Below are 11921 nucleotides of genomic sequence, written 5' to 3'. Positions count from 1 at the left end.
TTGCCCTTTATATAGGGCAGGGAGTACGCGTGTGGCCGTTTACGGCGGTATTCAAGCACATGAATTGGAGCGTTGGTTAAATGCTTTGACCAACGCTGCTTACGATAGACGCTGTCCGCTTTCCAAAGTGCACGGCGGCGATGGGCGTGCACGGACGGCTCGCCAGAGTTTATTGCTCCTTGCCAACGACTATCGCGGCGGCCAGCTCACCCGCGAAGAGTGTGCCGCTGAGCTTGGACGCTGGTGCGCAAGCTATCTCAGTGAGGCGGAGTGGTACGTGCTGGTTGGCACGCGCCAAGCGCCTTCCCAGCCCCAGAATGAAGAAGAACGAAGCCTCACGGTACTCAAGCAGCACCGGGTAGGGTAAACACCCCTGCTATTCCTCATGACGGCGAAACCGCTGCACTGTTACAATGGATAAATGAACAGTGCTTTCGCGACACCTACCGCCTCGCTAGACGACCCCTTCTATTACCTGACGAACTTCCGTTTCGTTTTGGCCTGGGTGGGGGAGCGCCACGCTGACCTGCTGGCGGCTGATGAGCACAATTTCCTAGACCAGTTCGCTACTTTGCCACGCGCCTCCCAGGCGCTACTGGTGCGCATGGTGATGCGCAAAGGCGAGCTATTTCGCCTTAGCAAGCTCAGCTATGCCGAAATCGGTGACAGCGCCGACGCGATGGCGCCCTTGATCGCGCTGGGTTGGGTCGATGATGACCCGGCGTTGAGTATCGATGAGCTTTTTAATCAGCTACGCCTCGCCGAGCTGCGCCACGTATTGGCGGAAGAAATACGCACCGCTGGGTTAGTCGCTTCCAGCAGTAAAACGGCGCTACAGGCGGCGATGGCGAGCCGATTCCCGCAAGCCGCCCCGCTAAACAGCTGGTGGCCCAATGCGACCGACTCTGTCATGCGTCTCAGCGTAATGAACATCTGCGACCGCTTACGGCTGATGTTCTTTGGCAACCTGCGCCAAGACTGGGCTGAGTTTGTGCTGACCGAACTTGGCTTACAGCGTTTTGAGACTGTGCCTTTCACGCCCGAGTCCCGCGCTTTTCAATCGCGGCATGAGGTCGATACCTACTTAGCGCTCCATTATCTGCGCCAACGGCTGGACGCCGGCGAACGGCCCGCCGACCTCTATCAGGAACTGCCGCCGACATCGGAGAACCGTTGGCTGGCCGCCCGCCGGGCGCGATTATTGCTGCAGCTGGGCCGCGCAGCCGAGCGCAACGAAGACGTGGCGTTAGCGCTGGTGATGTATGGCGATTCAGGCAGTGGTGAAGCGCGCATTCGTCAGCTGCGTGTGTTGGAACGATTAGGCGAACACCAGACGGCCTTTGAACTGGCGACCCAGGCGTTGAATGAAAGCCCCAATGAAAGCGAACACCAGGCGCTGGCCCGGTTGCTGCCCCGATTGCGGCGGAAGCTTAAGTTGCCCCCCAGCCCGAGCGTATCCGACCCCGCCCATGAGCACTGGCAGGCGGCATTGACAGGCCCGCAAAGCGTCGAACGCGCTGTGGTTGAGGCGTACAGCAAGCCGCAGGAGCCAGTCTATTACGTGGAAAACAGCCTGATCACCGGGCTGTTTGGGCTGCTCTGCTGGCCGGCGATTTTCGCGCCATTACCTGGGGCTTTCTTTCATCCCTTTCACACTGGCCCGGCGGACTTATACCGCGACGATTTTGTGGCCCGCCGGCGTGACGCCTTCGATGCGTGCCTTGCCCACCTGGAAGACGGCAGCTACCGCGAGATAATTTGGACGACCTGGCGGGAGAAGTTTGGTCTCGCATCGCCTTTTGTGCACTGGCCCATTGTCGACGAATCGCTTGTCGAGCTGGCGCTTGAGTGCATTCCAGCTACGCATTTGCGTGCCTCTTTCGAACGGTTGCTGGGTGATTTGAAAGCCAACCGGGCCGGGCTACCGGATCTGATTCAGTTTCTGCCCGATGCGCCCACGGGCACGCCGCGCTACCGAATGATCGAAGTCAAAGGCCCCGGCGACCGGCTGCAGGATAACCAACGCCGCTGGCTGAGTTTTTTTCACCGCCACGAGATGCCCGTCGCGGTATGTTATGTACGCTGGACAGATGGCGACGAGCGTGAAGTATGAGGTCGGCGTATCGGATCGCCGTGCGGGCGCTATGCGATTTCACCGCCCGTGAAGGCGACCTTGACCACCGCTTTACTCCTGCGCCAAGTGCTCAGGAAGGTATTGAGGGGCATACCCTCGTTGCCAGTCGCCGCGGGCCAGATTACCTTGCCGAACTGCCCCTGTCGGGTACTTTTGCGCAGCTTACCGTTACGGGACGCGCTGATGCTTTTGACCCCGCGGCCAACCGCTTGGAAGAAGTCAAAACCCACCGCGGCAGCCTTGAGCGGATGGCGGATAACCAGCGCGCGCTCCACTGGGCCCAGGTAAAAGTATACGGCGCACTGCTATGTGCAGAGCGCGGCTTGGAGAAAGTCACCTTAACGCTGGTTTACTTGGACATCGCCAGCGGTAAAGAGACGCTTCTCAGCCGAGAGGCCAGCGCCGACGAACTGCAGGTGTTCTTTGCCGACCAGTGCCAACGCTTTCTCGTCTGGGCAGAGCAAGAGGCCGACCATCGCCAACGCCGTGATAGCGCCCTGCAAAGCTCGCGCTTTCCCCATGCTGCGTTTCGTCCCGGCCAGCGCGAACTCGCTGAAGACGTTTACAAAGCCACCAGCACCGGGCGCTGCCTGCTCGCGCAAGCACCCACAGGCATTGGCAAAACCATGGCGACGCTGTTCCCCATGCTCACGGCTATGTCACGCCAGCCGCTTGATCGTATCGCCTTTCTGACCATGAAGACGCCCGGCCGCCGTTTGGCGTTGGATGCGCTTGCCACGCTGCGCTCTAGCCAGCGCGAGGAACCCCAGCCGTTGAGGGTGCTGGAACTAGTGGCGCGAGAGAAGGCTTGCGAGTACCCCGACCGCGCCTGCCACGGCGAGTCGTGCCCGCTGGCCGCCGGTTTTTATGACCGCTTGCCTGCCGCCCGCCAAGCGGCAGTAGAACAGGCGTGGTTGGATCGCGAGGCGCTGCGCGAGGTGGCCCTTGAACATGATGTGTGCCCGTATTACCTGGGCCAAGAGCTGGCGCGCTGGGCAGACGTGATCGTCGGCGACGTTAACCACTGGTTCGACAGCCACGCGCTGCTGCATGGCCTGGCACAAGCCAACGACTGGCGAACTGGCGTGTTGGTCGATGAAGCGCATAACCTGGTCGAGCGTGCTCGGGGCATGTACAGCGCCGAACTTGACCAGCGGCGCTTGAGCCGACTGCGGCGTTCTGCTCCTAAAGCGCTCTCCCGGCCATTGGGGCGCTTGGCCCGCCAGTGGCAGGCCGTGTTCAAAGACGCCGGTGCGGAAGAAGTCGGTGAACCGGGTAAACCCGTCTATCGGCTTTTGACGACGCTACCCGATAAACTGGTGGCTGCCGCTCAGCAAGTAGGCGCTGCGATTACCGACCACCTGGGTGAACATCCCGAGGATGCGACGCTTGAACTTCAGGAGCTGCTGTTCGAGTCGCTGGCATTTTGCCGCTTGGCAGAGCGGTTTGGCGAGCACTCGCTGTGTGATCTTACTCGCCAGGGTCGCGGGCGGGCAGTGCTGGGTCTCCGCAACCTGATCCCCGCCGATTTTCTGGCCGCGCGATTTAGCGCCGCCCACTCAGTGGTGCTTTTTTCGGCAACGCTAACGCCTGCCCACTATTACCGGGATCTGTTGGGCTTGCCGGAAAACACGGTATGGCGTGAGGTGGCATCCCCCTTTGCTGCCCGCCAGTTGGAGGTGCGTATACGGCGCGATATTTCCACACGCTTTCGTGATCGGGACGCCTCCATCGAGCCGATAGTGGCGGCCATGGCACAGCAGTATCAATGCAGGCCAGGCCACTATTTAGCGTTTTTCAGCAGCTTTGCCTACCTGGAGGCAGCGCTGGCGCGGTTTCGCGAGGCGCACCCGGAAGTGGCCGTGTTCAGCCAAACCCGTGGGATGCCTGAGGCGCAGCGCGAGGCGTTTCTGGCGCGTTTTGCGCCCGGTGGAAAAGGCATCGGCTTTGCGGTGTTAGGCGGAGCCTTCGCCGAGGGCATCGACTTGCCCGGCGACCGATTGATCGGCGCCTTTATTGCTACCCTGGGTCTGCCGCCATTTAACGATTTCAACGAGGCGCTTAAAGCGCGTTTGACTGCACGCTTTGGTCAAGGCGACGACTACACCTACCGCATTCCCGGCATGATTAAAGTCGTGCAGGCCGCAGGCCGGGTGATTCGCAGCCCAGACGATGAAGGCGTTGTGGTATTAATGGATGATCGCTTTGCCCAGGCCAGCGTTCGTGCGCTATTGCCAAGCTGGTGGTCGCTGGGCAATCCCAACCCATAATTTAGGACCCTAACGCGAGCCATGACAGATCTACTCTGGTACCAGTATGCGCTGATCGGGCTGATTTTTGCCTGGAGCGGCTTTGTACGCACCAGCCTGGGCTTTGGCGGTGCCGTGCTGGCGTTGCCTTTTCTGCTTTTGGTGACCAATCAGCCTCTGGTCTTCCTGCCGATCATTGCCATTCACCTGCTGATTTTCTCCAGTTGGATCGCCTGGCGCGGGCACCGCCAAGTGCAGCAAGCGGGGGTGGGCACCACATCTCCAGAGAGCAATATTGATTGGGGCTATCTAGCCAAGGCCTTGAAAATCATGATTATCCCCAAGCTGATTGGGGTGGTGGGGCTGCTGACACTGCCCGCTAACGTGATGACCAGCATCATTTTTGGCATTGTGATCATCTACGCCATTGGCTATGTGTTGAATAAGCCGTTCAAGAGTAAGAACAAGTACGTGGATTATGTGCTGCTGGCGCTGGGGGGCTACGTCAGCGGTACTTCGCTGATTGGCGCGCCGCTGATTGTGGCGGTGTTTGCCACTCATGTGGCCAAGGAGCAGCTGCGCGATACCCTGTTTGTGCTGTGGTTTATCCTGGTGGTGATCAAAATGGTGTCGTTCGTCATTGCCGGTGTCGACCTTCAACTGATCCATCAGTTGTGGCTGCTGCCCTGTGCCTTTATTGGCCACTTGGTCGGCGAGAAAGCCCACCGCTATATGCTTAAAGCGGATACCGGTCTGTTCTTCCGTGTGCTGGGGGCGGTGCTAATTCTGGTCAGCGTGGTGGGGTTGCTCCATCTACCTGGGTAGCCGGGGCGACGCCAGCATCAAAAATTTTATAATGTGCACTTATGGTTAATTGAATAGGCTAGCTGACGTCTATCTGTTATAGCTAGCAATCTGACCGAATAGCAGCAGAGGTCGTTATCGTGACGTTTTCGTCGAATGATTGTTCAGACCAGCTAGCGCATGTTTTGCCGGTAACAGCCCGCCTGTTTGATAATAGCGGCGCCGCAATTTCCCTGTTCGATGACAAAGACCGGTTGCTTTATGGTAACGCCCAATATTACGACCTGATCTGCCATCCTTTGGGTACGCACTCTGCCTGGCCGGATATTGTGCGTGACAACTATGCCAAGAGTCAGGGGCTGATTGCCGAGACAGATGATATTGAATTGTGGATTCGGGCGGCGCTAGCAAAGCGTCGCAAGCAAACCTACCGTCAGTTTGAAGTTGACGCGTGGGATGGCCGATGGCTGTTGATGACGGAAACACTGATCCCTGATGTAGGCCTGCTAGGCATCGGTGTGGATGTCACTCAGGCCAAGAACATGACGACTGAGTTAAAGCAGGAATACCAGAATGCACTGGTCGAGGCAGAAACCGACCTGCTAACTAATATGGGCAATCGTCGGGCTTTGGAGCGCTTGCGTAAGATTCTGGCGAGTAAGGGATGCCGTTATCAAGTGACGGCATTGATGATTGATATCGACCAGTTCAAACCCTACAACGATACGCTGGGGCATTTGCAGGGTGACCTTTGTTTGCAGCAGGTAGCCAGGTTAATTCAGAGCAGTCTTCGAGTGAATGAAGCCTACCCGGTAAGGCTCGGTGGTGACGAATTTCTGGTGCTGATGCTGGGTGCCCCCATGTCATTAGCTCAGCGGGTGGCCCAAAGAATCAAAAACAGCGTGCGTAACAGTGCCATTCCCCATCCCGCAACAGGCTCTGGTCTGGTTACCCTAAGCATGGGCCTTGCCAGCCGCGAAATTGCAGATTCGGAAAGTTTTTCATCGCTGCTCAAGGATGCCGACGATGCGCTTTATCAAGCGAAACGCGGCGGGCGAGACCGTATCAATAAAACGCCACTTTGAACTTCTGACGAGACTCGTCATAGGTATTCTCTTTCTCTCATTAATGATTATGATTGCTGTCAGAGGGCTAGCTGAATTTCCAGCCAACAAAAAACGGCCACCTGCTCGATGAGCTAAGTAGCCGTTTTCATAAAATTCTTGGTCGGAATAGCAGGATTCGAACCTACGACCTCTGCCTCCCGAATCCACTTCTCTTCTTGCGTGTCTTGAAAAATCAATACGTTAACGCACTCCGCCCCGCGTGTACGTGACCCTTCGTGACATGAACGGCCATAGCGTGACCCACGTGCGTCACGTTTTGGTCACGTGTAACAGATTGCCCGAATAGTGAACAGAAGCTGGACGTAGCCATCCCGGCTAGCTTCCCCGGGCAGCACAATGGAGGAAAGCGCATGCCACTCTTCAGTGGTGATCTGGAGGTGTCGGGTAAGTTGCTGGTCGATGGCCAGCTCACGCAGTCCTGTGGGGGCCATCTGATCGGCGACCAGCTCGGCTTGCTTGCTGGTGGTTTCCTGGACAGTGTACTCAGCGACATTGTCCCCCAGGTCGAGGCCCATCAAATACTCGACCGACACGTCCAGCACCTTGGATGCCTGCAGCAGCTGGCTACGTGTCAGTCCGCGTTCGCCACGCTCCACGCGAGAGACGCGCGCCTGGTCGACGCCAATCCGCTCAGCCAACTCCATTTGATTCAGACGCTTGGCTTTTCGTGCAGCACGAAAACGAGAAGAAACGATTTCCATAGTCATCTACTGAAACAATGAGATTATTGAATTATGCCTGTTCAACATTCTTATGTCTTTTTATATGTATTAACGACATTGGGTATGTAACTGCCAGGAGGTCTTTATGCAACTTCGACAAGCTAGGCTCGACGCCGGATTAACCCAGATAGAGCTGGCTGAAGCCATCGGCTGCAGTCAAAGCGATATCAGCCGCCTCGAGAGTGGACAGCGCGATATCACGCTGGAACGGCTCAAGGCTATCGCTGCAGTGCTGGGGGTTCCAGTGGCACAACTGCTCGCCGACGAGGTGGCCTGATGGCTGCCCCGGCGCATGCCTGGATGCCGCTCTCCGCGTTCACCGACCGGCGTCTGGGCGCACGGGATATGCGCGTGCTAGGCGCGCTTTATGCCCATGCGGATACCGAAAGGACGTGTTGGCCTTCCGTGTCAACGCTGGCCGCATTGACCGGCATCGACCGCCGAGATGTTCAGCGCACCATCCGCCGACTCGAAGGCTTCGGCTGGCTGACGGTCGAGGCGGGAGGCGGTCGCGCAGCAACCTCTCGCTACCGGCTATGGCAGGCATCACAAACAGCGGGTGATCCGCCCGCCGATATCCAGAGAAGGGCGGGTAAAGCACCCGCCGTTGACGACGAAAAGGCGGGTATTTCCCCCGCTGTTGATTCACCACAAAGGGCGGGTGAATCGCCACAAAAGGGCGGGTGTTTTACCCCTGAAACGGCGGGTGAATTACCCGCCCGAACATACCAAGAACAAACCAGGAACATTAACCCCCTTTTTTGCGCAACGGACATGAGCGCAAGCGAGCCGAAGGCGAAGTGCGGGGAAGCTGCTCGGGAAGCGTCCTTTGCGGACTTCTGGCGCGCATACCCGAAACGCCGGGGCAAGGCGGACGCCCGCAAGGCCTGGATGAAGCTCGCGCCAGACGAGGGTCTGACCGAGCGGATCCTGCAGGCCGTGGCACAAGCTCGGGCATCGCCGGACTGGCGAAAGGAGGGCGGGCAGTTCATTCCGTACCCGGCGACCTGGCTGCGAAGGCGTGGGTGGGAGGATGAGCTGGAAACCGACATCGTTCCGCTGCCGGACTCACGTGGATCGCGCTATGGCGAGTCGCAGCGCATCGGCGGCACCTTGGCCGCGCTGGATTCTATGTTCAGAGGAGAGCAAGAACATGCACAACACGACGTTCCAGAAGGGCATGGCCTACCTGTCAGCCGCGTATGGCACTGAGCTGAGCCGGGAGCGGTTGGCCGTCTACTGGGATCAACTGGCCCACATGGACGACGACGCCTTCCTGGCAACCGTGAAGACACATGTTGCCGCCCAGCCTCGCTTTCCTGCGGTGTCCGAGCTGCGAGAAGCCTACCGTCAGCGCTGCCAGCCGCAAGCCTGTGTGCATCGTTTACCGCGCCCTAGACGTGTCGATGAAGACAATGCGCGGCGCGTACTGCAAAACCTGAAGACCCAAGTAAGGAGGCCCTGCCCATGAGCGCGAGCGAACATCAAGAGCAGGTAGCCCTGTTCAAGTGGGCCGAGTACGGCGTAGGACGCTGGCCAGCACTCGAACTGCTCTACGCCATACCAAACGGCGGCGTGCGGCCATCAAAGGAGCGTACCGACAAGCGTGGCCGCACGGTGCGCTACTCAGTTGAGGCGCAGAAGCTGCGCGCAGAGGGCGTGAAGTCCGGCGTGCCGGATATCTGCCTGCCGGTGCCGAGTGGCCCTTATCACGGCCTGTACATCGAACTGAAGACGCGCCGCGGACGGCCCAGCGAGGTGCAGCGGCAATGGATCGCTGCGTTACGCCGCCATGGCTACTGTGCCGAGATATGCCGAGGTTGGGAGGCTGCCCGCGCCGTCATCGAAGACTACCTGGGAACAGAGGATAAAGCCGCTCCGATCGCCGCCCCCGACCGACCCATCACTTATCCCGCTCCGCGCCCCGAGCGCCTGGGCGAATGCCAAGCCAAGAGGATGCCGCTATGACCGCTACCGCACAGACTGAAGGCCGCCGCCACGATGCTGCGATGATCCACATCAGCCCGGATGGCCAGACACTGCCCGTTGACGCCCGCGTTGACGAGCTGACCACCAAGGTCAAGAAGATCACCACCACCGACGAAGGCAAACTACAGATCGTCCTTGAATCGGAGGGGATGGATCAGGAGGCGCTCGACCAGGTCAAGGAGCTGCTCACGCTTCAGCAGCAGTCCCTGGTGCTGGTCAGCATGACGCCGGTACAGCGGGAGCTGTTCTCATGATTCGCAAAGCGGCATTGGCCGCCATTGTGACGATTGCCGCCCCGGTGTGGGCGGAGGCCGCACCGCTGGACGACGCCATCGCCTTGGTGCAGCGCGCTAATCCAGTGCTGGCGGCTGAGTACGCCGAGTACCGGGAGACGACGCGCCAGCGCGATTGGTCGAGCGATATCACGCTGGGCTGGACACAGCGTGGCACCGTCGAGGGAGGTGCTGCTGGCGCCAACGCGGGCATAAGCGTCTCGATTCCGCTGTTCGACCGCAGCCATGAACTCCGCACCGCTGAGGCCCGTAGCGCCTGGACAGCTAGCCGTGACGGTGTGCTGACGGGCTTCTTAGTCAGCGTTTCGGAGCTGGAGGCGCTGGCGCTGGAACTGGCCGAAGCCGAGAGGATGCGGGATTTCCGCCGCGACCGGCTGGAATACCAGCGCCGCCAGGTGGAGGAAGGCATCGCCGAGCCGGATAGCCTATGGCCGGTAGCCGAAGCGATGGAGTTGGCGGATCTGGACTATGCCGAGCGGCAGGCCAAACAGCAGGCGCTCAGCGAACGCATTGCCCGTGAATTTGGAGGTGAACAGTGGACGACGTTACGGGATTTGTTGGCCGAGCACGTGAAGCGGAAGATGCCCTGAGCGCCATTCAACGTGGTGCCAATGTGCTGATCCAGGGCCGGGCGGGCATCGGCAAGTCCGCTTTCCTGCGCCATCTTCACGGCCAACTGAAAGACGACGAGCAGCCGGTTGTGTTCGTTCCCGCAGGCACGACCAAGTCGAGCCTGCTAGAACTGGCCCGCCAGATTCATGAGCGCTGCGGACTGGCCGTGCCAGAAGCCATGCTGCCGCCGCGCACGTTGGCGCGCGTCAAACGCGAGGGAAGCCTGCCCTGGGCGGATCTGGTGCGCCCGCTGCGCCGCCTGCCCGTCGCCGATACCGTGGATCTGCTGGAGGGAAGCCTGCGACGCCAACGCTTCCTGGTGCTGCTGGAAACGCTTGAGGTACCGCCGAGCCAGGCCGAGCTGTTTGCCGTCATCCTCGACTGCGCCCAGGTAGTCGCGTGCATGGACGATGCCAATCGCCGCACGCGCATCGAGCGACTGCTGTGGCGCTTCCAGACCACCGTGGAGCTCAAGCCGCTGCCGCTCGACGACAGCCGCGAGGTGGCCGAGCGGTGGCTGACCTTGCGCCCGTTGCGCTTCTCCGACGAGCGCACCCGTGACCGGTTCCTGCGCCACGTCGCTCAGGCCGGAGGCGGCATACCGGCAGCGATTCGCGGCATGCTTGAGGAGGCCGACAAGGAGGGCGAGATAACCCCAGCTAAGGCGCGCTCACTCTACCATGAGGCCGGTATTCGCTATGTGGATATGACCCCGCTGCTGGTGGTGTTGCTGGTGATCGGCATGGCCAGTCGCTACATCAGCCGTGGCCTCGGCGACACTCAGATGCTGGTGCTCTCCGGCGTGGCCACGGCGATCTTTATGGGGCTGCGGTTTTTCTTCTTTCAGATGCGGAGTCGTCGATAATGCTTGCTCCGACCCACATGGTGGCCGGACAGGCCGCGTTTGTTGCCTTGAGCCTGGCGGTTGGGCACGCGCCCAGCTGGCCGGAAGCGTGTCTGGCCGCCGGAGCCGCGTTGCTGCCGGATCTCGACAAGCGTCATGGCGTCGTCGGAAGGCTGTTTCCATGGCTATCGGAGCCACTGGAGTACCGTTTCGGCCACCGCACCCTGACCCACTCGCTGCTCGCTTGCATCGTACTCGCCATGCTGCTCTGGCCGTTGCTGCCGCACGGCCTTTGGCTGGCTGTTGTGGCGGGATACACCTCGCACCCAGTGGCGGACATGATGACCCCGGCGGGCGTGGGATGGTTCTGGCCGGCGCGCTGGCGCTGCGTGTTGCCGGGCAATGAACGTTATCGCATGCGCGCCATGGGCTGGGGCGAGCTGGCCTTCGCCGTGATCCTCGTTGCGACCACGGTGCCGCTGCTCGGCATGGCCGAGGCCAAGCCGGATACCGGCAGCGTGATCGCCGCTGCCATCGGCGACATTGCCACTGCCAGAACCCGGTACGATGCGGAGAAGGGGGATAACCGCTGGTCGCTGCGCCTCGAGGGGCGCGACAACCTCACGCTTGCCGATGTGAATGGCAACTACCCGATTATCGGCCCCTGGAAGGCCGCTGGCTTCCTGATCGACACGGAGGGAGGGCCGCAGACTGTCTGTCGCAGCGGTGACTGTAACTGGTATGCCGAAAGCGCTGTGGCAGTCAAAGGTGAGCGGCAGGAAACCGTCACGCGCCATATTGACGCCGAGCACACCTCGCCAGCAGCGCTGATGAACGCGCTCAAGCCGCTAGAGGCGACAGGCGAGGTCTTCCTGATCGGTAGCCTCACGGCGCGGGGAATTGCCGACCAGGCGCCCTCAGTGGCCGTCAGCGGCGACGATGTAAGCCTCTCTTACGCCGAACCCGGGGTCATCGAGAGCTGGGGCGCGCGTCCCCTGCGCGACCTGTTGATCACCGTGCAGGTGCGCCACTTACCAGGCGACACCGTCCCCAAGGTAGCGCTGAGCGAGGAAACGGCGGGCGTAATACCCGCCGAATTACGCCCATGGCTGCATGAAGATGACAAATTTTCTCGTGACAGGTAGGT

The 11921-nt window shown here is 60.3% G+C and carries 14 protein-coding genes; 13 read left to right on the top strand and 1 reads right to left on the bottom strand.

Annotated elements, in window-relative coordinates:
- Positions 1-31: 31 nt before the first annotated feature.
- The 5 genes from GA0071314_RS17215 (at position 32) to GA0071314_RS17195 (ending at position 6272) form a co-directional block, all read left to right on the top strand.
- A complete protein-coding gene (locus GA0071314_RS17215) occupies positions 32-367 on the top strand; it encodes a hypothetical protein (protein ID WP_074397770.1) in 336 nt (111 codons plus the stop codon).
- A 54-nt stretch (positions 368-421) separates the two neighbouring features.
- On the top strand, positions 422-2113 hold the full coding sequence (locus tag GA0071314_RS17210; RefSeq protein WP_074397769.1) for a VRR-NUC domain-containing protein: 1692 nt from the start codon (positions 422-424) through the stop codon (positions 2111-2113).
- Positions 2110-4404, top strand: coding sequence for an ATP-dependent DNA helicase (locus tag GA0071314_RS17205; RefSeq protein WP_074397768.1), 2295 nt, complete (start codon positions 2110-2112; stop codon positions 4402-4404). Before GA0071314_RS17210 ends, GA0071314_RS17205 begins: the two co-directional genes overlap by 4 nt.
- A gap of 21 nt (positions 4405-4425) precedes the next feature.
- On the top strand, positions 4426-5208 hold the full coding sequence (locus GA0071314_RS17200) for a sulfite exporter TauE/SafE family protein (RefSeq protein ID WP_074397767.1): 783 nt from the start codon (positions 4426-4428) through the stop codon (positions 5206-5208).
- 119 nt (positions 5209-5327) lie between these two features.
- Positions 5328-6272 carry a GGDEF domain-containing protein gene (locus tag GA0071314_RS17195; RefSeq protein ID WP_074397766.1) on the top strand — a complete coding sequence of 315 codons (945 nt, stop codon included), beginning with the start codon at positions 5328-5330 and terminating at the stop codon, positions 6270-6272.
- 302 nt (positions 6273-6574) lie between these two features.
- Here GA0071314_RS17195 and GA0071314_RS17190 read toward each other — a convergent pair whose 3' ends face one another.
- Positions 6575-7015, bottom strand: coding sequence for a helix-turn-helix domain-containing protein (locus GA0071314_RS17190; protein WP_074397765.1), 441 nt, complete (start codon positions 7013-7015; stop codon positions 6575-6577).
- 106 nt (positions 7016-7121) lie between these two features.
- Between GA0071314_RS17190 and GA0071314_RS17185 the strand changes: the two genes are divergently transcribed.
- The 8 genes from GA0071314_RS17185 to GA0071314_RS17150 are packed head-to-tail and all read left to right on the top strand — an operon-like array spanning position 7122 to position 11919.
- Complete coding sequence (locus tag GA0071314_RS17185; protein WP_074397764.1) at positions 7122-7313, top strand: helix-turn-helix domain-containing protein; 192 nt, start codon at positions 7122-7124, stop codon at positions 7311-7313.
- Entirely contained in the window at positions 7313-8248 is a 936-nt protein-coding gene (locus GA0071314_RS17180) for a helix-turn-helix domain-containing protein (RefSeq protein WP_074397763.1), read from the top strand. The genes GA0071314_RS17185 and GA0071314_RS17180 overlap by 1 nt, the downstream gene beginning before the upstream one ends.
- Positions 8190-8507: a 3CxxC-type zinc finger protein gene (locus GA0071314_RS17175; RefSeq protein WP_156524134.1), complete on the top strand. Its 318-nt coding sequence runs from the start codon at positions 8190-8192 to the stop codon at positions 8505-8507. Before GA0071314_RS17180 ends, GA0071314_RS17175 begins: the two co-directional genes overlap by 59 nt.
- On the top strand, positions 8504-9004 hold the full coding sequence (locus GA0071314_RS17170) for a VRR-NUC domain-containing protein (RefSeq protein WP_074397761.1): 501 nt from the start codon (positions 8504-8506) through the stop codon (positions 9002-9004). Before GA0071314_RS17175 ends, GA0071314_RS17170 begins: the two co-directional genes overlap by 4 nt.
- The gene (locus GA0071314_RS17165) at positions 8977-9279 is read left to right on the top strand and encodes a hypothetical protein (RefSeq protein ID WP_156524133.1); all 303 of its coding nucleotides are present in this window, start codon (positions 8977-8979) and stop codon (positions 9277-9279) included. The genes GA0071314_RS17170 and GA0071314_RS17165 overlap by 28 nt, the downstream gene beginning before the upstream one ends.
- Entirely contained in the window at positions 9276-9908 is a 633-nt protein-coding gene (locus GA0071314_RS17160; protein WP_074397759.1) for a hypothetical protein, read from the top strand. The genes GA0071314_RS17165 and GA0071314_RS17160 overlap by 4 nt, the downstream gene beginning before the upstream one ends.
- On the top strand, positions 9854-10795 hold the full coding sequence (locus GA0071314_RS17155) for an AAA family ATPase (RefSeq protein WP_074397758.1): 942 nt from the start codon (positions 9854-9856) through the stop codon (positions 10793-10795). Before GA0071314_RS17160 ends, GA0071314_RS17155 begins: the two co-directional genes overlap by 55 nt.
- Positions 10795-11919: a metal-dependent hydrolase gene (locus tag GA0071314_RS17150; protein WP_074397757.1), complete on the top strand. Its 1125-nt coding sequence runs from the start codon at positions 10795-10797 to the stop codon at positions 11917-11919. The genes GA0071314_RS17155 and GA0071314_RS17150 overlap by 1 nt, the downstream gene beginning before the upstream one ends.
- Positions 11920-11921 lie beyond the last annotated feature (2 nt).

This window comes from Halomonas sp. HL-93 (genome assembly GCF_900086985.1).
GTDB lineage: Bacteria > Pseudomonadota > Gammaproteobacteria > Pseudomonadales > Halomonadaceae > Vreelandella.
The sequence above is the reverse complement of the archived record's forward strand: the minus strand, read 5'-3'. Positions and strand labels throughout refer to the sequence as shown.

What these genes read in the sequence shown, in the direction of transcription:
- GA0071314_RS17210 (WP_074397769.1), top strand. Translation starts at nt 422, where the DNA reads ATGAACAGTGCTTTCGCGACACCTACCGCCTCGCTAGACGACCCCTTC.
- GA0071314_RS17205 (WP_074397768.1), top strand. Translation starts at nt 2,110, where the DNA reads ATGAGGTCGGCGTATCGGATCGCCGTGCGGGCGCTATGCGATTTCACC.
- GA0071314_RS17200 (WP_074397767.1), top strand. Translation starts at nt 4,426, where the DNA reads ATGACAGATCTACTCTGGTACCAGTATGCGCTGATCGGGCTGATTTTT.
- GA0071314_RS17190 (WP_074397765.1), bottom strand. Translation starts at nt 7,015, where the DNA reads ATGGAAATCGTTTCTTCTCGTTTTCGTGCTGCACGAAAAGCCAAGCGT.
- GA0071314_RS17185 (WP_074397764.1), top strand. Translation starts at nt 7,122, where the DNA reads ATGCAACTTCGACAAGCTAGGCTCGACGCCGGATTAACCCAGATAGAG.
- GA0071314_RS17180 (WP_074397763.1), top strand. Translation starts at nt 7,313, where the DNA reads ATGGCTGCCCCGGCGCATGCCTGGATGCCGCTCTCCGCGTTCACCGAC.
- GA0071314_RS17175 (WP_156524134.1), top strand. Translation starts at nt 8,190, where the DNA reads ATGCACAACACGACGTTCCAGAAGGGCATGGCCTACCTGTCAGCCGCG.
- GA0071314_RS17170 (WP_074397761.1), top strand. Translation starts at nt 8,504, where the DNA reads ATGAGCGCGAGCGAACATCAAGAGCAGGTAGCCCTGTTCAAGTGGGCC.
- GA0071314_RS17165 (WP_156524133.1), top strand. Translation starts at nt 8,977, where the DNA reads ATGCCAAGCCAAGAGGATGCCGCTATGACCGCTACCGCACAGACTGAA.
- GA0071314_RS17160 (WP_074397759.1), top strand. Translation starts at nt 9,276, where the DNA reads ATGATTCGCAAAGCGGCATTGGCCGCCATTGTGACGATTGCCGCCCCG.
- GA0071314_RS17150 (WP_074397757.1), top strand. Translation starts at nt 10,795, where the DNA reads ATGCTTGCTCCGACCCACATGGTGGCCGGACAGGCCGCGTTTGTTGCC.